Annotated in this window: 21 protein-coding genes and 1 pseudogene; 15 read left to right on the top strand and 7 right to left on the bottom strand. The window is 69.9% G+C overall.

Annotated features, from left to right (window positions below):
* The coding region (locus D7X74_RS45330; protein WP_370450798.1) for an ankyrin repeat domain-containing protein at positions 1-444 on the bottom strand (444 nt) is incomplete at its 3' end.
* Positions 427-1956 (bottom strand): annotated as a pseudogene (locus D7X74_RS23135) (catalase); the annotation flags it as partial. The gene D7X74_RS45330 and the pseudogene D7X74_RS23135, both read right to left, overlap by 18 nt.
* Before the next feature lie 358 nt (positions 1957-2314).
* On the opposite strand from D7X74_RS23135, the gene D7X74_RS23130 reads away from it, so the two are divergent.
* Genes D7X74_RS23130 through D7X74_RS23110 form a run of 5 tightly spaced genes read left to right on the top strand, consistent with a single transcriptional unit; the run spans position 2315 to position 6350 of the window.
* Entirely contained in the window at positions 2315-3865 is a 1551-nt protein-coding gene (locus D7X74_RS23130) for a lysine 5,6-aminomutase subunit alpha (RefSeq protein ID WP_120535162.1), read from the top strand.
* A complete protein-coding gene (locus D7X74_RS23125) occupies positions 3862-4341 on the top strand; it encodes a hypothetical protein (RefSeq protein WP_120535161.1) in 480 nt (159 codons plus the stop codon). The genes D7X74_RS23130 and D7X74_RS23125 overlap by 4 nt, the downstream gene beginning before the upstream one ends.
* Positions 4342-4345: 4 nt before the next feature.
* Positions 4346-5131, top strand: coding sequence for an OAM dimerization domain-containing protein (locus tag D7X74_RS23120; protein ID WP_120535160.1), 786 nt, complete (start codon positions 4346-4348; stop codon positions 5129-5131).
* Positions 5128-5526 (top strand): hotdog fold domain-containing protein, encoded by a 399-nt coding sequence (locus D7X74_RS23115; RefSeq protein ID WP_199728875.1) that lies wholly within the window; start codon positions 5128-5130, stop codon positions 5524-5526. Before D7X74_RS23120 ends, D7X74_RS23115 begins: the two co-directional genes overlap by 4 nt.
* Positions 5523-6350, top strand: coding sequence for a 3-keto-5-aminohexanoate cleavage protein (locus D7X74_RS23110; RefSeq protein WP_120535159.1), 828 nt, complete (start codon positions 5523-5525; stop codon positions 6348-6350). The genes D7X74_RS23115 and D7X74_RS23110 overlap by 4 nt, the downstream gene beginning before the upstream one ends.
* A gap of 102 nt (positions 6351-6452) precedes the next feature.
* On the opposite strand, the gene D7X74_RS23105 is transcribed toward D7X74_RS23110, so the two are convergent.
* Entirely contained in the window at positions 6453-7916 is a 1464-nt protein-coding gene (locus D7X74_RS23105) for an FAD-dependent monooxygenase (protein WP_120535158.1), read from the bottom strand.
* An 89-nt stretch (positions 7917-8005) separates the two neighbouring features.
* On the opposite strand from D7X74_RS23105, the gene D7X74_RS23100 reads away from it, so the two are divergent.
* The 7 genes from D7X74_RS23100 (at position 8006) to D7X74_RS23070 (ending at position 13081) form a co-directional block, all read left to right on the top strand.
* On the top strand, positions 8006-8632 hold the full coding sequence (locus D7X74_RS23100) for a TetR/AcrR family transcriptional regulator C-terminal domain-containing protein (RefSeq protein WP_120535157.1): 627 nt from the start codon (positions 8006-8008) through the stop codon (positions 8630-8632).
* Between the two features lie 162 nt (positions 8633-8794).
* A complete protein-coding gene (locus D7X74_RS23095) occupies positions 8795-9571 on the top strand; it encodes an SDR family NAD(P)-dependent oxidoreductase (protein WP_120535156.1) in 777 nt (258 codons plus the stop codon).
* A complete protein-coding gene (locus tag D7X74_RS23090; RefSeq protein WP_120535155.1) occupies positions 9561-10355 on the top strand; it encodes a class I SAM-dependent methyltransferase in 795 nt (264 codons plus the stop codon). Before D7X74_RS23095 ends, D7X74_RS23090 begins: the two co-directional genes overlap by 11 nt.
* A 90-nt stretch (positions 10356-10445) precedes the next feature.
* Complete coding sequence (locus tag D7X74_RS23085; protein WP_120535154.1) at positions 10446-10997, top strand: hypothetical protein; 552 nt, start codon at positions 10446-10448, stop codon at positions 10995-10997.
* 129 nt (positions 10998-11126) lie between these two features.
* Positions 11127-11519: a hypothetical protein gene (locus D7X74_RS23080; protein ID WP_120535153.1), complete on the top strand. Its 393-nt coding sequence runs from the start codon at positions 11127-11129 to the stop codon at positions 11517-11519.
* Positions 11520-11598: 79 nt separating this feature from the next.
* Entirely contained in the window at positions 11599-12540 is a 942-nt protein-coding gene (locus D7X74_RS23075) for a hypothetical protein (protein ID WP_147446654.1), read from the top strand.
* 145 nt (positions 12541-12685) lie between these two features.
* On the top strand, positions 12686-13081 hold the full coding sequence (locus D7X74_RS23070) for a LysM peptidoglycan-binding domain-containing protein (RefSeq protein ID WP_120535164.1): 396 nt from the start codon (positions 12686-12688) through the stop codon (positions 13079-13081).
* Positions 13082-13139: 58 nt separating this feature from the next.
* On the opposite strand, the gene D7X74_RS23065 is transcribed toward D7X74_RS23070, so the two are convergent.
* Together D7X74_RS23065 and D7X74_RS23060 are read right to left on the bottom strand one after the other, a co-directional pair.
* Entirely contained in the window at positions 13140-14720 is a 1581-nt protein-coding gene (locus D7X74_RS23065) for an acyl-CoA carboxylase subunit beta (protein WP_120535151.1), read from the bottom strand.
* Between the two features lie 80 nt (positions 14721-14800).
* On the bottom strand, positions 14801-16360 hold the full coding sequence (locus tag D7X74_RS23060; protein WP_120535150.1) for a ChaN family lipoprotein: 1560 nt from the start codon (positions 16358-16360) through the stop codon (positions 14801-14803).
* Between the two features lie 111 nt (positions 16361-16471).
* Here D7X74_RS23060 and D7X74_RS23055 point away from each other — a divergent pair, with 111 nt between their 5' ends.
* Both D7X74_RS23055 and D7X74_RS23050 read left to right on the top strand, forming a co-directional pair.
* Entirely contained in the window at positions 16472-19555 is a 3084-nt protein-coding gene (locus tag D7X74_RS23055; RefSeq protein ID WP_120535149.1) for a TonB-dependent receptor domain-containing protein, read from the top strand.
* The gene (locus D7X74_RS23050) at positions 19555-20385 is read left to right on the top strand and encodes a 5'-nucleotidase C-terminal domain-containing protein (RefSeq protein WP_120535148.1); all 831 of its coding nucleotides are present in this window, start codon (positions 19555-19557) and stop codon (positions 20383-20385) included. Before D7X74_RS23055 ends, D7X74_RS23050 begins: the two co-directional genes overlap by 1 nt.
* Before the next feature lie 55 nt (positions 20386-20440).
* Here the strand turns inward: D7X74_RS23050 and D7X74_RS23045 are convergent, their stop codons facing one another.
* Positions 20441-20722 carry a TIGR04563 family protein gene (locus D7X74_RS23045; protein ID WP_120535147.1) on the bottom strand — a complete coding sequence of 94 codons (282 nt, stop codon included), beginning with the start codon at positions 20720-20722 and terminating at the stop codon, positions 20441-20443.
* An 8-nt stretch (positions 20723-20730) separates the two neighbouring features.
* On the bottom strand, positions 20731-20934 hold the full coding sequence (locus tag D7X74_RS23040; protein ID WP_015350409.1) for a TIGR04563 family protein: 204 nt from the start codon (positions 20932-20934) through the stop codon (positions 20731-20733).
* 468 nt (positions 20935-21402) lie between these two features.
* Between D7X74_RS23040 and tilS the strand changes: the two genes are divergently transcribed.
* The coding region (tilS, locus tag D7X74_RS23035; RefSeq protein WP_120535163.1) for a tRNA lysidine(34) synthetase TilS at positions 21403-22178 on the top strand (776 nt) is incomplete at its 3' end.

The following is a 22178-nucleotide window of genomic DNA, read 5'->3' as shown; positions in this document are numbered from 1 at the left end:
GGCCACGGGGGCGGCGGGCGCCTGGGTGCGCGCCCAGTCCTCGGCGGAGCGGCCGCTGGCATCGCGCAGGGCAGGGGAGGCGCCCTGGTGGCGGAGCTGGTCGGCGACTTCGTCGCGGCCGAAGAGGACGGCGAACATCAGGGCCGTCTGTCCCAGGCCGTTGGTCTGATCCACGGCGCAGGGCTGGGCGGCCAGGAGCTTCACGATGTCCGCGTAGCCCTTGAAGGCGGCGCCCATGAGGGCGGTGTTGCCCCGGTTGTCGCCCGCGCAGGCGTCGGCCCCGGCGGCGAGCAGCGCCTTCACCGTCTGCGTGTGGCCGTGGTAGGCGGCGAGGATGAGGGGGGAGAAGCCCCGAGCGTCACGGGCCTCCACCGGCGTGCCGGCCTTCACGAGCCCGGTGACGATGTCGGTTTCGCCCTCGCGCGAGGCGGCGAGCGGGGCGATGGCGGCCTTCGCGTCGTCCAGCTTCACGTTCACGGCCTTGGCCAGGCGCGTGCCGTAGTCCGGGTTGGCCGTGTAGAAGAAGCCGACCATGCGCGCCTTGACCTTCGCGTCACGCACGAGGCCCAGGTCGCCGGCCAGGTTCTTCACCAGCCGCTCCTTGCCGCCCGCGTCCAGCGCCGCGTAGAAGGCGCCCGCCTGCGAGAAGTTGTCCGTCTTGTCGATGGCCTTCTGCTGCGTGGTGCCCGACAGGGGGGAGCTGGACAGCAGCGCCGCGGGCGTGTCCTGCGTCTCCTTGGTGATGCTGGGCTCGTAGTTCACGTCCGACTTCGTGTTGGACGCGTTCAGCGCGCCGGCCTGGCTGTTGTTGTTCACGTTCGACTTCGCGTGGTTCACGGCCAGCTGCAGGTAGTTGGCGCCAATGCGGTAGCGCTGCGTGTCCGCGTAGGAGAAGAGGCGGCCCTGGAGCAGCCGGTCCTCGGACGGCTCGATGCCCGGCGGCGTCACGCCCGGGGAGAAGGCGGACTGCTCGGTCTCCTCGAAGAAGTTGTCCGGCATCTTGTTGAGCGTGAACTTGCCCAGCTTCACCGGGGGCAGCTTGTCCTTGGGCCACTCCTTCGTGGCGTCCAGCGGATCAAACGCGAAGCCGTCCAGGTCCTTGGGGTCCAACACCTGCACGCTCAGCTCCCACGAGGGGAACTTGCCCTGCTGGATGGTGGTGTAGAGGTCGTGCGTCGCGTGGGAGAAGTCCTCGCCGCCCAGCTTCGTGGCCTCCTCCACGGTGAGGCCCTTCACGCCCTGCTGCGACTTCCAGTTGAACTTGACGTACTTCACCTCGCCCTTGGCGTTGACGAACTTGAAGGCGTGCACGCCGTTGCCGTCCATCTGCCGGTAGTTCGCCGGGATGCCCAGGTCCGAATAGAGCTGGGTCAGCATGTGCGTGGACTCGGGCTGGTGGCTGAAGAAGTCGAAGAAGCGGTTCGGGTCCTGCCGGTTGGTGATGGGCGACGGCTTCAGCGAGTGCACCATGTCCGGGAACTTGATGGCGTCGCGGATGAAGAAGATGGGCAGGTTGTTGCCGACCAGGTCCCAGTTGCCCTCGTCCGTGTAGAACTTCAGCGCGAAGCCGCGCGGGTCGCGCAGCGTCTCCGGCGAACCACTGGGGTGGATCACCGTGGAGAAGCGCACGAACATCGGCGTCGTCTTGCCCTTCTTGGAGAACACCGACGCGCGCGTCAGCTGCGAGAAGTCCCCGTAGCTCTCGAACGAGCCGTACGCGCCCACGCCGCGCGCGTGCACCACGCGCTCCGGGATGCGCTCACGGTCGAAGCGCGCCAGCTTCTCGATGAGGGCGAAGTCCTCCAGGAGGACGCCGCCCCGGGGACCGGCCGTCTTGGAGCTCTGGTTCGTCCCCAGCGGGGCGCCGGAGTCGGTGGTGATGGGAGGGGGATTGCCGGCCGCCAGGGCAGGGGTGCCAGACAGCAGGACCGCGAGCAACAGGGAGCGACGGTTCAAGGGAACTCCAGGGGTGACGGGGGACACGGCTGTTGGACACAGCACGTCCCATGCCGCGCGGAATCACCCAGCAACTTCAAGGGCTTGGCGCGAAGTGGTGGAGGCGGACACCGACCCCTCGGTGATTTCACCGGGATTTCGGTATGTCTTTTCACCGCCCTGGCGGTGTTCCAGCCGGCACCGAAAATTCGGTGCCGGTCGCGACAGGCGTCCGAAGGGGGGATTGACGCCTCTCGTCAGCCGCGGTGCAGGCGTGCTGCTTCTCGCCATTCAAGAGGCGCGCTGCGGCATCGTTACCGGGGGTGCGGGCGCCCGGGTTCTTGAGCCCATTGGGGCGGGGCTCGGGTAGGGTGCGCGCATGTCAGGCCCGTTTATCGACGACGCGCGGATTGCTGAAGCGCGGAAGCTGGCGGACGAGATCGTCAACCCGATCTTCGACCTCATCCAACACAACACCACCGTCTCCAACGAGCGCACCGTGCTGCGCTTCTTCGGTCTCTCCGGTGCGGGGGCGCGCGGCGTACCGCTCGCCAACCTCATGGTGGACAAGCTGAAGGCCGCGGGCGTGCTCAACCGGGGCGCGGCCTACTGGTATGGCCGGGCGCTGCAACTGGGCGCCAAGAGCCCGCTGGAAGCGGTGGAGCGGCTCACCGCGCTGCCCACGGACAAGATGGGCGTGCTGTCGCCGGAGATGGAGGCGAACCTGCGCGACGAGGTGCGCTCGGAGGCCCGCGCGGCGATGGCGGAGTTGAAGGCGCGCATCGCCCAGCGCAACGCGCTTCGCGAGCAGTTCCCCATGTCACCCGCGCCGCACAAGTACGTCATCGTCGCCACCGGCAACATCTACGACGACGTGGACCAGGCCCGGGCCGCGGCGCAGGCGGGCGCGGACGTCATCGCGGTCATCCGCTCCACGGCGCAGTCGCTGCTGGACTACGTGCCGCACGGCGCGACGACGGAGGGCTACGGCGGCACCTACGCCACCCAGGAGAACTTCCGCGTGATGCGCGAGGCCCTGGACGACGAGAGCCGCAAGCTCAAGCGCTACATCCAGCTCACCAACTACTCCTCCGGCCTGTGCATGTCGGAGATCGCCTTCTGCGCGGCCTACGAGCGGCTGGACATGCTGCTCAACGACGCGATGTACGGAATCCTGTTCCGCGACATCAACATGCGCCGCACGTTCATCGACCAGTACTTCAGCCGCCGCATCTGCGCCCTGGCCGGCATCATCATCAACACCGGCGAGGACAACTACATCACCACGGCGGACGCGTACGACGCGGCCCACACGGTCATCGCCAGCCAGTTCATCAACGAGTGCTTCGCCAAGCGCGCGGGCCTCAAGGACTGGCAGCTGGGCATTGGCCACTCGTACGAGATTGATCCGTACCGCGACGACACGCTGCTCTTGGAGCTGTCGCAGGCGATGCTGGTGCGCCGCTGCTTCCCGGACGCGCCGCTCAAGTACATGCCGCCCACCAAGCACAAGGAGACGGACATCTTCTTCAGCCACGCGTACGACGTGATGGCGGACCTGGTGGCCATCTGGACGCGGCAGGGCATCCAGCTGTTGGGGATGATGACGGAGGCCATGCACACGCCGCTGCTCGCGGACCGGTACGTGGCGCTCAAGTCCGCCTCGTACATCCACCGCGCGGCGCGTGGAATCGACGAGGAGTTCACCGTCCGCGAGGACGGGAAGATCGCGAACCGGGCGCGCGAGGTGTTCGCCAACGCGGAGCAGCTGCTGCGCGAGTGCCATGCCGAGGGCATGGTGGCCGCCATCGGCAAGGGCCGCTTCGGCGACGTCAAGCGCGAGGAGACCGGTGGCAAGGGCCTGGACGGCGTGGTGCCGAAGGCTCCGGATTACTTCAACCCGTTCCTTGAAATGCTGGAGGCGTCATGATCGCCAGTACCCTGCTGACTGTGATGTTGGCCGCGGGCGGTTCCGCGGATGCGCTGACCAACGTGTCGGTGAAGAACGTGTCGCTCAAGGCCCCCGCGGCGTGGACGCGCTCCACGGCGGACGGCACGGAGAAGTTCCTGGCGCCTTCCGGGGACGCCTACTTCCTGGTGGACGTGGGCACGGTGCAGACCGCGGGCATGAAGGCGGAGGTCTGCCGCCAGAAGATCCTCGCGAGCATCGGCGGCACCAGCTGGACGATGGTGAAGGTGGGCGGCCAGCCGGCGGCCTGGAAGTCGGACACGGACGCGGCGCCGGACGGCAGCGGCAACGTGGACACGGTGACGTACGTGGGCTGCAACGGGAAGACGACGTGGTCGGTGGTCTTCTACATGGAGCAGGGCAAGAGCGAGCGCTTCGCCACGGTGGCCGAGAAGGTGGGCACCAGCGTGACGTTCACCCCGCCCAAGGGAAAGTAAGCCGATGGTGAAGCCGAGCAAGCAGATCATCCGCCCCTACGGCGACCGGCGCGACGACGGCATGGTGCAGTTGTCGTTCACGCTGCCGGTGCCCCTGTCGGAGAAGGCGAAGGAGGCCGCCGCCCAGTTCACGAAGCAGATGGGCTTCACCGACGTGAAGGTGGCGGCCGCCGAGCGCGCGGCGGACCAGTACACGTTCTTCGTCGTCTACGCGCGCTCCGCCGTGTCGCTGGACTACGCGGAGATCGACGTGCCGGAGGTGGTGGTGCGCAAGATGGGGTTCAACGACCTCAACGCGCTCATCAAGGAGAAGGTGGGCCGCCGCATCGTCGTCTTCGGCGCGTGCACCGGCACGGACACGCACACGGTGGGCATCGACGCCATCCTGAACATGAAGGGGTACGCGGGCGACTACGGCCTGGAGCGCTACCCGGGCTTCGAGGCGTTCAACCTGGGCAGCCAGGTGCCGAACGAGGACCTGATCAAGCGCTCCATGGCGAAGCACGCGGACGCCATCCTGGTGTCCCAGGTCGTCACGCAGCGCGACGTGCACAAGGACAACTCGCGTCAGTTCATCGACGCGGCGAAGGCCGCGGGCATCCACGGCAAGACGCTCTTGCTGCTGGGCGGTCCGCGCGTGGACCACAAGCTGGCGCTGGAGCTGGGCTTCGACGCGGGCTTCGGCGCGGGCACGAAGCCGTCCGACGTGGCGAATTACATCGTGCACGCGGTGTTGAAGAAAGAGGGCAAGGAGTCCCAGGACTCCCACTACCAGGGGGAACCCACGTGAGCACTGGCGTGAAGGCGGTACTGCGGCTGCGCATGGGCAGCCATGACGCGCACTACGGCGGCAACCTGGTGGACGGGGCGAGGATGCTCGGCCTGTTCGGCGACGTGGCCACGGAGCTGTGCATCCGCTCCGACGGGGATGAGGGCCTGTTCCGCGCCTACGACGCCGTGGAGTTCCTGGCGCCGGTGTACGCGGGCGACTTCATCGAGGCCGAGGGTGAGATCGTCAGCATGGGCAACTCGTCGCGGAAGATGCGCTTCGAGGCGCGCAAGGTCATCCGTCCGCGTCCGGACGTGAACGACTCCGCGGCGGACGTGCTGCCGGAGGCCATCGTCGTGTGCCGCGCGACGGGCACCTGCGTGGTGCCCAAGGACAAGCAGCGGGGGCAGAAATGAGCACGCCCATGGTGATCACCGCGGCCATGGTGGGCGCGGAGACGACGCGTGAGCAGACGCCGTACCTGCCCATCACCGCGGAGGAGATCGCCGAGGACGCGGCGAAGTGCCGCGAGGCGGGCGCCGCGATGGTGCACCTGCACGTGCGCACGGCGGACGGCAAGCCGTCCCAGGACGCGGAGCTGTTCCGCGCGGCCATCCGCGCCATCCGCAAGCGCACCGACGTGCTCATCCAGACGTCCACGGGCGGCGCGGTGGGCATGGATGTGGACGAGCGCTGCGGCGCGCTCACGCTCACCGGCGCGGACCGGCCGGACATGGCCACGCTCACCACGGGCACGGTGAACTTCGGGGAAGAGGTGTTCTGGAACCCGAGGCCGCTGGTGCGCGACATCGCGAAGCGCATCCGTGCGATTGGCCTGCGGCCGGAGCTGGAGTGCTTCGACGTGGGGATGATCGACGAGGCGCGCTACCTGGCGAAGGAGGGCCTGGTGGAGCTGCCGGGACACTTCGACTTCGTGCTGGGCGTGCCGGGAGCGTTGCAGGCGCGGCCGGAGGTGCTGGACTTCATGATCGCCGCGCTGCCGGAGGGCTGCACCTGGACGGTGGCGGGCGTGGGGCGTCAGCAGCTTCCGTTCGTGGACGAAGCCGCGAAACGCGGCGGCAACGCGCGCGTGGGCCTGGAGGACAACATCTACCTCTCCAAGGGCGTGCTCGCGAAGGGCAACCATGAGCTGGTGGCCGAGGCCGCGAAGCGAGTCCGGGCCAACGGCCGTGAGCCCGCGACCCCCGAGCAGGCCCGGCAGTTGTTGCGCCTGGGCTGAGTCGGTTCGCTGTGAACGAGCGGCCCGGGTGCGCTGAACGCCCCGGGCCTTCGTGTTTCCGCGAGAGCTTCATGCGGCCCGTCGTGGTCTCTTTCGTCGGGCTCAGGCCGCCCACGCCCAGCCCACGTGACCGTCGGGCCGCACCAGCATCCCGCCCACGTCCTTGAGCTCCGCGCGTGCAGCGGGGGCCCGCGCGCGCAGGTGCGTGACATTCGGCGGCCAGCCTGGTTCCCAGCGGGGCAGGGCGCGGGAGTCGTCGCCCAGCTCCAGCAGCACCCACCGGCCCGGGTGCAGGGCCGAGTAGAGCGGCACGTCCGTGCCATCGTCCTTGCGCAGCGCCAGGTCATTCAGCCGGCGCCCGCTCCATTCGGGCAACAGCGGCGCGTCCACCTGGGGTGCGGGGACTTCCAGCGCCGCGTAGCCCACGTCGAGCGCGCTGATGGAATCAGCGAACTCCCGGTTGAGCTTCGGTGCCCGCAGCAGGTCGCTCATCAACGCGCGCAGGGCCAGGGTCTCCTGCGTGGCGCCGATGAGCGCGGTCTGCGCCAGCGTGTTGCGGATGAGCGCATCCCCGACGGGTCGGCGCTCGCGCGAGTAGCTGTCCAGCAGCGTGTCCGGCGCGCCCTCCTTCACCACGGCCGCGAGCTTCCACCCCAGGTTCATCGCGTCCTGCAGGCCCACGTTGAGCCCCTGTCCTCCCGCCGGGAAATGGATGTGCGCGGCGTCTCCCGCGAGCAGCACGCGTCCGTCGCGATACCGGTCCGCGAGCCGCGTCTCGTTGCCGAAGCGCGACAGCCACCGGGGATCCTTCATTCCGAAGTCCGTGCCGACGATGCGCGTGACGCTCTCACGCAGCTCGTCGAGCGTGACGGGCTCGCGGAGCGGCACCTGTTCGCGGAGCGGATCATTGACGACGATGCGATGGATGCCCGGCGCCATGGGCACCACCATCACCCCGCCTCGCGTGTTCGTGACACCGATGGCGGGCTGTGACGGCGGCGCTCCCAGCGTCACGTCTCCGAGCACCGCCGTGCGCGTCACGTCCGTCCCCGGGAACGCGATGCCCGTGAGCCTTCGCACCGCGCTCCGGGCCCCGTCCGCCCCCACCACGAAGCGCGCCCGCACCCGGAACGCGCCTGCTTCCGACGCGCCCTCCAGTTCCATCCCGTCCGCGTCCTGGCGCAACGCCTCCACGGTGTGGCCCCGTCGCACGGCCACGCCCAGCTCCCGGGCCCGAGCCTCCAACAGGGCCTCCGTCACGGCCTGCGGGATGAACAGCGTGTAGGGGAAGCGCGTGTCCAGGACGCTGAAGTCCAGGCGCGTGTCCAACATCGCGAAGTGCCCGGTGGGCAGCGGCCGTCCCCGCTCCAGGAACCGTGTTTCCAGCCCGCGCAGCGCCAGCACCTCCAGCGAACGCGGATGCAGCGTCAGGGCGCGCGACTCACGCACTGGCTCCGCGCGCCGTTCGAACACCTGGACCCGAACGCCCGCCAGCGCCAGCTCGCACGCCACCATCAGCCCGGTGGGACCTCCTCCCACCACGGCGACCTCAAGGACTTCCGCCATGCCGACCTCCTGCCCGAAGGCTCAAACTAACGTTGTTAGGGATCGACTAACGGTGTTAGTTTGTCAAGTCAGCGAGGGTCGACCGGGGCATGCGAATCCAGCGGGAGCAGGTGGTGGCGGCGGCGTGGACGCTGCTGGATGAGGGCGGCCTGGAGGGCCTGACGATGCGCGTGCTGGCGAAGGCGCTCTCCATCCAGGCCCCGTCGCTGTACTGGCACTTCCCGGGCAAGCAGGCGCTGCTGGACGCGATGGCGGACACGCTGCTCCAGGACGTGGCGCGCACGGTGACGGCGGACTCGCCCTGGGAGTCGGTGGTGCGCTCCGTCGCGGGGGACCTCCGGCGCGCGTTCCTCCAGCACCGGGACGGGGCCCGCGTCTATGCCGGCACCTTCGTGGTGTCCGAGCACACGCTGCGCGTCAGCGACACCCTCATCGGCTCGGTGGGCCGGGCGGGGCTCGCGCCGCGCGAGGCGGGCTGGGCGGCGTTCACCGTGCTCGACTACGTGCTGGGCTTCACCATCGAGGAGCAGGGCTTCAGCGCGCAGGAGGCGGAGACGAAGGAGCGTGCAGGGGCCCTGCGGGAGCGGGCCTCGGCGCGCTACCCGCATGCGGCGGGCGCGATGGACGCCATCCTGGACCGCGACTTCGAGCGCCGCTTCGACTTTGGCCTGGAGCTGCTCATCGCCGGGATTCGTGCCCGGATTCCCACCGTGTAACCGCCGCTGTCAGGAACGGGGAGCGCTCTTCGTCCCCGCTGCCCGGCACGCAGCCCTTCCCCGACACCTGCCCGTCATCGCCGCTGTCCGCCCCGGACGGCTCGGGCATCATGCCGCGCATCGCTCCTGACCTGGACGGGAGCCCACGAGGAGTCCTCGGCGATGGACACGGAACTGCAAGGCAAGGGTGTGCTGGTGACGGGGGGCGCGGGCGGCATCGGCTCGGCGCTGGTGCGGGCGTTCGCGGGCGAGGGCGCGAAGGTGGCGGTGCACTACCACCGGAGTGAGCAGAAGGCCGCCGCGCTGGCCCGCGAGGTGGGGGGCACGTCGGTGCGCGCGGACCTGACGGTGGAGGCGGACGTGGACGCGCTGGTGCCCTCGGCGGTGAAGGACCTGGGCCGGCTGGACGTGCTGGTGTGCAACACGGGCGTGTGGCCCGCGCCGGATGAGCCGGTGTGGAAGATGTCCCTGGAGCGCTGGCGCCGCACGCTGGCGCAGAACCTGGACAGCGTGTTCCTGAGCTGCCGCGCGTTCCTGCGCCACGTGGAGACCACCGGCACGGGCAACATCGTCATCATCAGCTCCACGGCGGGCCTCTTCGGCGAAGCGGGCCATGCGGACTACGCGGCGGCGAAGGGCGCGCTCGCGAGCGGCTTCGTCAAGAGCCTGAAGAACGAACTGCACCGCATCGCGCCCATGGGCCGCGTCAACGTGGTGTGTCCGGGCTGGACGGCGGTGGACCGCAACCGCGACAAGCTGGGGGACCCGAAGTTCGTCGGCCGCGTCACGCGGACGATGCCGCTGCGCAAGGTGGGGCAGCCAGAAGACGTGGCGCGGGTGGTGGTGACGCTCGCGTCGGACCGCATCTCCGGACACGTGACGGGAGAGGTCGTCACCGTGGCGGGGGGCATGGAAGGCAGGGTGCTGCATGAAGACTGACGTGGATGTGCGGGCGTACAACCGCGAGGCGTGGAACGGCGAAGTGGGCCGGGGCAACAAGTGGACCCTGCCGGTGTCCCCGGAGGTCATCGCCGCCGCGCGCCAGGGCGACTGGAGCCTGGTGCTCACGCCGTCCAAGCCCGTGCCCCGCGCGTGGTTCGGGGACCTGGCCGGCAAGGACGTGCTGGGCCTCGCGAGCGCGGGCGGTCAGCAGTGTCCGGTGCTCGCGGCCGCGGGCGCGAACGTCACCGTGTTCGACAACTCTCCCGCGCAGCTCGGGCAGGACCGCCTGGTGGCCGAGCGCGAGGGCCTGACGCTGAAGCTCGTGGAGGGCGACATGAAGGACCTGTCCGCCTTCGGCGACGGAAGCTTCGACCTCATCTTCCACCCGTGCTCCAACTGCTTCGTGGACGCCATCCTCCCGGTGTGGCGCGAGGCCTTCCGCGTGCTGCGCCCCGGCGGCGTGCTCCTGGCGGGCATCTGCAATCCGGTCCGCTACCTCTTCGATCCGGCCGAGGAAGAGCAGGGCGTGATGCGGCTCAAGTACACGATGCCGTACTCGGACTTCACCAGCCTCACCGACGAGGAGCGCCGCCGCTACACCGACAAGGCCGAGCCCATGGTCGTGGGGCACTCGCTGGAGGATCAGCTGGGCGGACAACTGGCCGCGGGCTTCGTGCTCACCCACCTCTTCGAGGACAAGTTCGAGGAGAAGGACCTGCTCTCCACGTTCCTGCCCACGTTCATGGCCACGCGCGCGGTGAAGCCACCCCTGCGTCCGTGACGCGGATGTTCGTTGCGCTCCGGAACCGAAAAAGCCTACAGGGGCGGAGTCCGGGTCTCTCCGGACATCCCCCCTTTCTAGGAGTCACCCATGAAGCTGTCCCTGCGTCTCTCCGCGCTGTTGCTCGCGGGCGTTTCCGTTCTCGGTCTGGGCTGTGAAGGCGCGGGCGCGCGCGATCCGCTGAACGCCATCGAGGCGGGCGCGCAGGTGTCCGTGGCGCCTGAACTCGCGCAGGTGGAGCAGGGCGCGGTGGGTGACACGTTCCTGCGCTGTACGCAGCCGCAGGATGGTTCGTACCTGGAGGTCGTGCAGACGGCGACGGGCTACGAGGCGGCCACGGTGACGGAGGCGTACGACCCGTGGGACTGCCGCTGCACGTACCAGCAGCGCGTGGTGCTGGGGCAGTACACCCGGTGCAACCGCTCCACGGTGGATCCGCGCATCCTGAACTGCTTCCGCATCGAGCCCAACGGCACGACGGGCAAGGTGGTGCTGTCCACCACGCGCGTGCAGAAGACGCAGATGGTCATCGGCGGGACGCAGACGGTGTCGTACTCGGAGCTGAGCATCGCGGCCATCAACCAGGACCCGGGCCAGACGCCGCGCAAGGACTTCACCTACACCCTGTCGGACTGCCAGTAATCCCGGCCGTCCGGAGCGCGATTTAACCTTTCGCCAGCTCCGGGGTTTCAGGTGTCAGAGCGCGACGGAAAGCGGGCCTGCACGGCTGCCTTCCGCCGCGCTTCCGACCCGAACCTGGAGTCCACCACCATGTCGCTGAAGTCCATTCTTCGCGGTACCGCCGTCGCCACGCTGCTGTTCGCCGTGCCCGTGTTCGCCCAGACGGCGCCGTCCGCCGAGTCCGCGCCCCAGAAGTCCGGCCAGTGCGAGAAGGGCGCCCGTGGCAGGCACGGCGGTGGCGGCCACAAGTTCGGCCGCATGGAGCACCGGCTGGACAAGCAGGTCGCCGAGGGGCGCCTCACCCAGGCCCAGGCCGACGGCTTCAAGGCCGAAGCCAAGGCGCTGCACGAGGAGATGAAGGCCGCCCGCGCCGCCGCCAACGGTCAGGTGGACGAAGCCCAGCGCTCGCAGTTCAAGGAGCGCCGCCGCGCGCTGAAGGAGAAGATCAAGTCCGCGCTGGCGCCCACGCAGCAGGGCGCCTGAGGTCCGCGGTGATGGGGGCGCGTGACGAGGGGGACCGGTTGGCGCAGACTGACCGGGCCCCCTGTCGCCGGGAGTCCCCATGGTTCGCTGTCTTCTCGTCGCGGTGGTGCTCCTGACCGTTGGCTGCCGCTCGCATTCCGGCGTGGCGCCAGGAGCGCAGGCGCAGGCCGCGCCCCCGACAGAGGCGGAAACGCCGGTGACGCTGGTGGCGGACGAAGAGCTGCTGCGCGTGCAGAAGCGCGCCCGCTACATCGTCGCCTCCGAACAGGGCGCCATCCGCGCCACGGACCTGCTGCTGAAGCGGACGGATCTGGACCGCGCGCGGATGAACTGGTTCTTCACCGTGCCGCGCGGCAACGCCTGGTACACCGTCTTCGGGCGCTTCAATGCGCAGGACACCTTCGTCCCCGCGTACGCGTACCGCGCGCCCATCGAGTTCTCCTCCGAGATGGAGGACTTCCCGGTGGACTCGCTGCCCGAGGGCATGGAGGCCGTGGCGCGCGCCGTGAGCGCCGCATGCGAGCGCGTCTACCAGGTGCATGGCCGCAAGCAGCTCAACCCCGTCGTGGTGGAGGAGGACGGCGCCCTCACCGTGTACGTGCTCCAGGGCTTCGACGATTCAAGCCTGTACCTGCTGGGCGGCGACTTCCGCTTCCGCTTCAGCAAGGACGGCCGGCAGAAGCTCCAGGAGCTGCCCCTGCACCAGGGCCTCATCCCCGTGTCCATCGCGCCGGATGGCGACGGTGAGCGGCCCGCCTTCTCCGCGCACGCGCACGTGCTCTTCCCGGGCCCGATGGAGACGGAGCTGGCGTTGGTGATGCTCTACCCCGTGCTGGGCGGCCTGTTCGTGGGCGTGACGGATCAGGACTGCATCTACGCGCTGTCGCCCGACGGCACCATCCGCGCGGTGCGCCTGAGCCGCGAAGAGGTCCTGAAGGAGCTGCGATCGGATGGCACGTTCGCGCCCCCGGAGTCCCTGGTGCCCCCGAAGGACGCAGGGGACCCGGGCGTGGTGCTCTGAACAGCTGCCGGTGTGCACTGTTGAGCTTCGACCATCCCTGTCGCCCCGGCCCGGTCGCGTGTGGGTGGGGAGTGCCTAGAGTGCTGCGCCTCATGTGGACGCAGGCGCGCGGCGTGCGTCCACGGACACCCGACAGGAGGACGTGATGGCCTTGCAGAACGACTACCAGGACGTGCTGGACGTGGCGAAGAACGTGGGCGCCAAGGTCGAGACCCGTGAGGAAGGCGGCAAGCTCATTATCAAGGGCACGGTGGAGCACGCCTTCGACCGCGATCGCATGTGGGATCAGATCAAGGCGAAGCACCCGAAGTGGAACGACGAGATCATGGTCAACCTGACCGTGACCCACGCGGAGCCCTACGGCGTCCACACCGTGAAGTCCGGCGACACGCTGGGCAAGCTGGCCCGCGACATCTACGGCGACGCGAAGCTGTACCCGAAGATCTTCGAACTCAACAAGGACCAGCTCAAGGACCCGGACCACATCAAGGTGGGCCAGGTGCTCAAGCTGCCGCCCAAGACGATCGTCAACCGGGCGTAGTCCGAAGCCTCCCGTCCGACGGTGGCCCCGAGCCAGCCGTCGGAACGGGAGCGGTGCTTCACACCGGAGAGATTTCCCGGCGGCGGAAGGGGCGCTCCACGCGCTTGTTCGCGGTGCGCTTGAGCGCGCGGGCGAGCAGCCGGCGCGTGTCGCGCGGATCCACCACGTCATCCACCATGGCCATCGCGGCGGTGCGCTCGATGCGGATGTGCGGGCGCAGGCCTTCGGCCAGCTCCTTCTTCATCGCGGCGGCGGCCTCCGGGCTCTCCGCGGCCTGGAGCACCTTGCGCGCGGCGATGGACACCATGCCCTCCGGACCCATCACGGCGATCTCCGCGCCCGGCCACGCGACGAGCAGGTCCGGTTCGAAGGCGCGGCCGTTCATCACGTAGTAGCCCGCGCCGTAGCCCTTGCGCACGACGACGGTGAACTTGGGCACGGTGGCGCTGGCGGTCGCGTACATCATCTTCGCGCCGTGGCGGATGATGCCCTGCTGCTCCACCTTGGTGCCCACCATGAAGCCGGGCACGTCCTGCAGGAAGAGCAGGGGGATGTTGAAGGCGTCGCACAGGTTGATGAAGCGCGCCGCCTTGTCCGCCGCGTTCACGTCCAGGATGCCGCCCAACTGCATGGAGTTGTTGGCGACGATGCCCAGCGGGTAGCCGTCAATGCGCGCCAGTCCCGTGATGAGGTTGCGCGCCCAGCGCGGCTTCATGGGGAAGAACTTCCGGTCATCCACCAGCGACAGGATGACCTTGTGCATGTCGAACGCCTGGCGCGGGCTCTCCGGCACCACCTTGAGCAGGTCCTCGTCGCGGCGGTCGAACGGATCGCTGGTGGGCTTGCGCGGCGGCTTGTCCTCGCAGTGGGACGGGAAGAAGCCCAGGTATTCGCGCACGGCGGCAAGGCAGGTGGCGTCGTCCGGGTACTCCGCGTCCGCGACGCCGGACAGCTCGTTGTGCACCTTCGCGCCGCCCAGCTCCTCTTCCGTGACCTTCTCGCCCACGGTGGACTCGACCAGGTACGGCCCGCCAATGGCCAGCGAGCTGGTGCCCTTCACCATGGGGAGGAAGTCCGCGAGGCCGGGGATGTAGGCCGTGCCGGCGGCGCCGGGGCCCACCATCGCGGCGACCTGCGGAATCACGCCGCTCATCACCACCTGCTCGCGGAACAGGTAGCCGGTGTCCGCGAAGCTCGCGATGCGCCGGGGGTCGATGCCCGCGCTCGCGTCCAGCCGCGCGCCGGCCGAGTCCACCAGCCACACCATGGGGATGCGGTTCTTCAGCGCGATGTCGCGCAGCCGCGCCACCTTGCGCTCGCCCACCTCTCCGATGGAGCCCCCGTACACGGTGAAGTCGTAGATCGCGGCGGCCACCGGACGGCCGTCGATCTCCCCCGTGCCGGTGATGACGCCGTCGGCGGGGGAGGGTGGGCCCTCGTCCTCCTCCGGGAGGTTGCCGTGATGCCCCGCGAGCAGGCCCAGCTCCTCGAAGGTTCCGGCGTCGAAGAGGAGCTTCAGGCGCTCGCGCGCGGTCAGCTTCCCCTTGGCGTGCTGGCGCTCGACGCGTTCGGGGCCACCCATGCCCTCGTTGCGCTGGCGCTGCTCGGCGAGCTTCTCCACCCGTTCGGTCATCTTCATGGCGGCGCACCCCTTGGATTGATTCTAGAATCAATCAAAGCAGGGGCGGGGCCCGGCAGGAAGAGGAGAAGTGGGGAAGGTCAGGCTCCGCGCAGCCGCTCGGCCCAGGTGAAGTAGGCGCCCCGGGGGTCGTCGAGCGGGTCTCGGAAGAGGGCGCGGATGTCGGAGGTGTCCACCTGGCCGGAGTCGAAGGCGCGGTAGAGGCTGTCGCCCAGCAGGTAGCCGAGCGCATGGCTGACGCCGTGGAACAGGCGGTCGCGGCGCAGGGGCAGCAGCTTCACGGCCTCCTCCGGTGCTTCGCCTTCCGTGGCCTTGTGGGCCAGGACGAAAGCGGCGATCTGCCGCTCCAGGCCCCGGGACTCGCCAAAGCGCTTCGCCCACTCCGACACGTTCGGGCAGATGCGGCGCGGGTTGACGAGCTTGGAGCCGAAGAAGCCCAGCGCCTCTTCCAGGCAGCGCGCGTAGAAGGCCTCGGACGCGCCGCGCGGGGCATCCATGGCGTCACCCACGGCGCAGTGGCGCACGAAGTGGGCGGCCTCTTCAGCGGCGTGGTTGAGCGACAGCGACGCGAGGTAGGCGGTGCGCGCGCGGGGGATGTAGCCACTTTCGCGCGACAGGATGTGCTTGCGCAGCTGGGACACTTCCGCCTGGGTGAAGCGGCCGCGCTGCCGGATGCGGGCGAGCACGTCGCCATCCGCCGCCGTCGTCACCTCCACGGAGTCCAGCGCCCGGCCCACCGGCACGCCCGCGAGCCGGCCGATGAGCTCCGCCATCTCCCGGAAGCGCTCCGCGGCGCTGCGGTCCATCAGCGGGGCGTCGTCGCCTTCGGCCTCCAGATAGTCCAGGAAGCTCTGCTGGCAGAGGACGGGCGAGGCGTTCATCAGGCACAGGGCGCCATCCGCCAGCTCCACGGCCTCCGCGGAGCCCAGCCGACCTTCACGCGCGAGGCGCCACCAGAGGCCTTCGGCGTTCTGGTACACGACGAGCCCCCGGCGCGGGTGGTCGTCCCCGAGGGCGCGCTCCACCTGGGCAGGCAGGTGACAGGGGGCGGCGTGGAACTGGCCCACCAGCACCATCACCAGCGGGACATCCTCCGCGCGGGCCACCCGGGCGATGCGTTCGGCGGCGAAGGCGTCGCGCAGCGCGAGCGAACGTTCTCCCTGGGCCCGCCGGTCGATGGCCGCCACGGCGAGCTTGTGGCGCTTCGCGAACCCGAGCACCGCGCGGATTCCGGCGCCGGGGCCGAAGCCCGTGGAGGGGCCATGGCCCAGCCGGGACAGGAGCGTGCGCTCCGGCAGCCGTCCCGCGAGGTACGCGTCCAGTGCGGCCTGGTGACGACCTTCCACGCATTCGAGCGCCAGCACGACGCGACGCCCGGACGCGAGGGCGCGTTCGGCCAGCTCCAGGTAGGTCTGCTGGGCCAGGGGCAGCGTGTGGTAGTCGCCGACGTAGACGAGGTCGGAGGCCGCGATGCGCTGGTGCACGTGGGTGACGGGCACGACGCGCTGGTAGGTGTTCGTGCGACGCCGGTAGCGCGCCTCGTAGGCACGGAACGCGTCGGTGCGGCCTTCCACCACCCGGGCAATCTGGGCGCGTTGGCGGCGGAAGAGGGCGAGGTGAAGGGCAAGCGACGCGCGCATGGAGCGGAGGCAACGTCGCACGCGCTTCTGGGGGCGGCAAAAAATCAGCGGGATGGGCGCGGGTGGCTTGCTTGACTCGAATGGCCCTGCAACGGACCATCGTTGGCAATCTTGCTGACCGCACTTCCTCGCACGCTCATCCTCTGTGCCGTGGTGTTCGTCGCGGCCCCCGTCCACGCGCAGGAGCCCGCACTGCTCCATGCCTCGCCGCCGCGCGCGGAGGCCCGTCAGGCCCTCCAGTTGGATGCGACGCTGGTGGACGGAGGCAAGGTGCTGGAGGTCTTCGTCCGCTATCGCGGCCCGGGTGAGCCGTACATCCAGGTCCCCATGGAGCGGCAGTACGGAGACCTGTACCGCGCGGAGATCCCCGCCGAACACATGGTGGCGCCCGGCGTGGAGTACTACGTCGAGGCCGCGATGGTGGACGGGGCGCGCACGCCCCTGTTCATGTCCGCGCTCCGGCCAGCACGCGTCAAGGTGGGGGAGCAGCCTCCGGCTCCGGTGGCAGTGGCTCCCTCCAAGCCGGGCTCACGAGGGGACACCCCACGGTCCGCGCCGAACATCGATGCCTTCACGCCGCCCTCCGGTGGGGATGACGACGCGGACGCCGCCGCGCCGGCCGATGCGCGAGGCACGTCGTCCCGCACGGGCACGGTGCCGTCGGCTCCCACATCACGGGGGAGCACGGCCCCATCTCCAGAGGTGACGCGGGGGACTGCCGCCCCGGACGCACGCGCTTCGACCCGCCCGGATGCCGCGGATCCACGTGCCACAAACAACCGTACGCGTACGGACGCGACCGATTCGCGTCCTTCCGGGCGCGCGGACAGCTCCTCGGGTCGAGCAGACAGCTCGGACGCACGCGCTTCGGGCCGTACGGACAGCGCGGATTCGCGGACCTCTCCGCGCACGGACGGCACGGACTCCCGTTCCTCTTCGCGCACCTCACGCCCCGCGCAAGACGACGAGATGGCCGCGCTCAACGCGGACCTTCCCCCCGACTCGCGCGGGAGCACCTCCTCCCGGTCGGGCACCTCCGCTGCCCCCCGCGAACCCGGGACCTCCGGCCGCAGCTCGATGGACGACGACCTTGCGCTCTACAGCGCGGAGGACGTGCTCGCGGTGACGACCCTCCAGGAGGAGGCCGTGCGCACCGTCCCGGCCATTGGCGCGTCGTTCAACCGCTCGCAGATGATCGCGCTGGGTGCCCGCACGGTGGCGGACGTGCTGGACGTGGTGCCGGGCGTGTCCGTCAGCCGCGACGTGCAGGGCTTCCACCGCACCGCCGTCCGGGGCCTTCGCAACGACGCGGAGGTGCTCTTCCTCCTGGATGGCCACCGCCTCAACAACTTCTTCGACGGCAAGGCGCTGATGAACCTGCCGGTGGAGAACCTGGAGCGCATCGAGGTCATCCGCGGTCCCGGCTCCGCCATCTACGGCGCTGGCGCCTTCCTGGGCGTGGTCAACCTGGTCACCAATCACGCGGACGGCGTGCGCGGCGCGGTCACCACCGGAGGCGTTCCCCGTGACGACGGGCGGCTCGCGCTCGCCACGGACGGACACCTGTCCGCCGCGCACACCACCGGCGACCTGCGCCTGTTCGCGGACGTGGACCTGTGGAGCCAGGACGGTGACTCCCTCGTCATCGACCACGATGCGCTGGACGCCGAGTCCGTGGACCAGGGCCTGCGCAACATCGAGGACCCCGCGGGCCGCACGCGCGACGGGCGCTTCTTCGTCAACGCGGGCGGAGGCATCTCCTACGGCCTGGACAGCGCCGGCCGCGTGGGCGTCTCCGCGCGCTACCTCACCGAGAAGCGCGATGCCCTGGTGGGCCTGTTCGACACCGTGGGCGAGGACTCGGAGCTGTCCTGGAACGTGCTGCTCGCCGACCTCACCTGGGACCGTCCCCTGGGCGACGGGGGGCAGATCCGCGCCCGCCTGGGCTTCGATCAACAGGCCACCGACCGCCGCTTCCAGCTCACGCCTTCCGACTTCCGCACCGGCGACGACACGGATCAACGCTTCCCGGACGGCCTCCAGGAGGAGACGCGCGTCACCGTGCGCACCGTGACGGCGTCGGTGGACGCGGACCTCGCGCTCGCGAAGGAGAACCACCTCACCCTGGGCTTCGTCGTCGAACAGCAGTCCCTGGCGAACTACGCGTACACGACGAACTACACGCTCGACGGCCGCCTGCGCCCCAGCCCCACCGCCCCTGAAGGGCTCGTGGACCTGACCGAACTCGCGGACGGCGCGGCCTCCCGCCGCCTCAACCTGGGCGTGTCCGCGCAGGACCAGTGGACGGTGCTCTCCGGCCTGACGCTCACCTTCGGCCTGCGCGTGGACGCCACCCAGCTTCCCAACGTGGACGCGGCCGGGACGCTGGACGGCCGCAAGACGGTGGTGCGCGTCAACCCGCGCGTGGGCCTGGTCATCGCCGCGTCGGACGCGCTCGTGCTCAAGGCCCTCTACGGCCGCGCCTTCCGTCCGCCCACGCCCCAGGAGCTGGTCGAGCGCATCCCCGACACCGACTACAACCAGGGTCGCTTCGAGGGAAACCCGCTGCTGCAGCCCGCCACCGTGGACACCTTCGAACTGGGCGCGGACCTCATCCAGGCCGCCGGTGACACCCGCGTGCGCGTGCGCGGCAATGCCTTCCTGCAGAACTTCTCCTCGCCCATCACCCCGGTGGACACGAGTGGCAACATCGTCCCCCTGCGCAACCGCGAGCTGGGTGTGCGCGTGTACGGCGTGGAGGCGGAGGCCCGGCTGGAGGCGTCCAAGCGCGCCGCCGCGTGGGTCAACGCCAGCCTGTCGCGCGCGCAGGACCTGGAGCTGCCCGGCCAGTCCCGCCTGCTCACCGACGTGCCCCAGGCCCGGTTCAACGCCGGCGTGTCCATGCCCCTGGGCGACTGGGTGAACCTGGACGTGGTGGTGCGCTCCGGCGCCGAGCGCCGCAACAACAGCCGCTCCACCCTGGAGCTCATCCGTCGCTACGAGATTCCCGCCTACAGCCTCATCACCGCGCAGCTGCGCTCCGAGCCCATCCTGGAGCACTTCGAGGTGACGCTCTTCGCGCAGAACCTCTTCGACCACGACCTGCGCGACGACGTGCCCCGTCCGGACCGCATCACCGGACTGCTGCCGCGCGAGGGCGTGTCCGGCTACCTCACCCTGAGGGCCTTCTACTGATGGACCGCCGCTTCCTCGCCGCCGCGCTCGCCGGGCTTAGCCTCCTGCCCGGATGTCTTGCGTACAACGACTCCTGTGCCCCGCTGGTGGACGACCCCGACGCCGTCGTCGGCTACGTGGGCGAGGAGGTCTTCCTGGACAAGACCTTCACCCGCCACGACAACAACGCGCTGGGGCAACTGGCCGCGGACGCCTTCCTCCACGCCGAGGACGGCGCGGCGAAGCCCACCGAGCTGGGCATCATCAACGGCGGCTCCCTGCGCGACGAAGGGCTGTGCGTCACCCGCACGTCCGTGCGCACCGGGCCGCTCAGCAACGGCGTGCTCCACGAGGTGATGCTCTTCGAGAACCTCGTCGTGACGGTGGACCTCACGGAGAAGCAGCTCGTCGCCCTGTTCGAGCACTCCGTGGCGACCCTGGCCATGGAAGGGCAGGCCATCGTGTCGCCCTCGGGCGCGTTCCTCCAGGTGTCCGACGGCACCACCCTGCGCGTGGACTGCGCCCGCCCCGCGGGCCAGCGCGTGAAGGAGCTGCGCGTGCGCGGCCGCACGGTGTCCGTGCCCGCGCGTGAAGACGCGTCCATCCGCTACCGCGTGGCGATGTCCGCGTTCGTACTGGAGGGGGGCGACGGCTACGGCAGCATCCTGGGCAACGCGGGCCAGGATCCGGACCGCAACCCGGTGCAGGCGCGAAGGCTGGGAGGCACGGACACCAACCTCACGGCGGCGTACATGAAGGACACGTACCCCAGCCCGGTCCAGGCGCTGAAGGAAGCCCCGCGCGTCGTCTTCGAGAACTGCGCCCGGCCCGCCAGACCCGCCTCGCGCTGACGCATCAGCGCGGACGGGACTTCAGGGCCGGGGCAAGGGGACGAAGGCCTTCCGCTTACGTCTTGGAGGGCTCGTCCGAGGAGGCCGGGGCGCTGGCCACCACCGCCGCGGGAGCGGCAGCGGGGGCCTGGGCCACGGCGGCCACCGGCCTCGGGGGCAGGGGGCCGAGCACGTCGTTCATCGAGGGCATCCGACGGATGTCGGCGCGGGCCACCTTCCACGCCTGCTGGACGATCCACGAGAGGGAACGGTCCTGCCGGTTCGCCTCGCGCTGGATCTCTTCCAGCATCTCCTCGGGGAAGTAGAGCGACTGCTTGCGATGATCCGTGGTGGCCATTGCCGGGGTTACTCCTCGCGAGGGTCCTGGCGTTCGTCGCCAGTGACGTCGTTGACGGCAGGGAATGACTTGATGCGCTCGCGGGCGATCTTCCAGGCCTGCTGCACCACCCATGAGAGGGAACGGTCCTGCCTGTTCGCCTCCTCCTGGATCTCCTTCAGCATCTCCTCGGGGAAGTACAGCGACTGCTTGCGCTTGTCGGTGCCTGCCATACCTGGGTCTCCGGGGCGGATTCGAGGTGACGACCTGAACACACCGGAGCGGTTATCCGACAGACTCCCTGAAGGGTCAACGGTTTCGGAGCACTCGTGCGCGCACGCGGGTGCTGAACGCTCCGCTTCCGACAGTGCGTGGCCCCCCGGGAGCGCCCGGCCGCAAAAGAAGCGTGGCACGAAAAAAAGGAAACGCCCCGGCCTCCACGAAGGAAGCCGGGGCGTCTCGGAAAGAGGGACCGCCAGGAGCGAATCTCCAAGCGGCCCCGTGGGCCCAGAGGGGGAGGGGGGGGACCCCTAGGCCCAACACCATGAAGTCCAGAACGTCCGACCAACATCCACAGGGCGACGTTCTATTTCCGCCCTGCGACCACCGGTTGTGGGGATCATGCCAACCGTCTCCCACACCTTCCTGCCACCGCGAATCTGTAACCCGGCCACCCACGCCCCCATTCCTTCACCGCTTCCATGCCCCGTGCATCTCCTGGAGTCCCCCCGCTGGCCGCCCTGCTTGCCCGCTCCTATGCCGAGCACGGCCTGGCGTCGCGCTCGGTGCTGCTGGCCGTCTCCGGGGGCGCGGACTCCACCGCGCTCCTCGTGGGCACGGCCCGCGTCCGGGAATCGCTGGGCCTGCGCGTGGAGGTGGCGACGTTCGACCATGGCCTGAGGCCGGACGCCTCGGAGGAGGTGGCCTCCGTGGCGAACCTGTCCGCGCGCCTGGGGCTGGTCTGCCATGTCCGCGCGCTCGCGCTGTCACCCGGTGCGGGGGTGGAGGCCCGGGCCCGCGAGGCGAGGTACGCGACCCTGGAGGTGCTGCGCCAGGAGCGTGACCTGGCGGCCATCGCCACGGGCCACACGCTGAACGATCAGGCGGAGACCCTGTTGATGCGGCTGGCGCGCGGCACCGCGCTCCGGGGCGCGCGGGGCATCCACGCCCAGGCGCCCACGCTCCTCCGCCCCCTGCTCGCGTGCTCGCGCGACGACGTGCTCGCCTTCCTGCACGCCGAGGGACTGGACTACGTGCGCGATCCGATGAACGCCGACCCCTCGCTCTTCCGCACCCGCATGCGCACCGATGTGCTGCCCGCGTTGGACCGCGCGGCGGGGTTTCGCACCCTCCCTCACCTGGCGAACTTCGCCCGGCTCGCCGCGGAGGATGAGGCCCTGCTGGGCCGGTTGGCGGACGCGTCGTGGGAGCGGCTGTCGCTGCCGGGCGGCGGGCTGGATGCGGTGGGGGTGGGCGC

The sequence above is a fragment of the Corallococcus sp. CA047B genome (assembly GCF_003612065.1).
Classification (GTDB): domain Bacteria; phylum Myxococcota; class Myxococcia; order Myxococcales; family Myxococcaceae; genus Corallococcus; species Corallococcus praedator.
The sequence above is the reverse complement of the archived record's forward strand: the minus strand, read 5'-3'. Positions and strand labels throughout refer to the sequence as shown.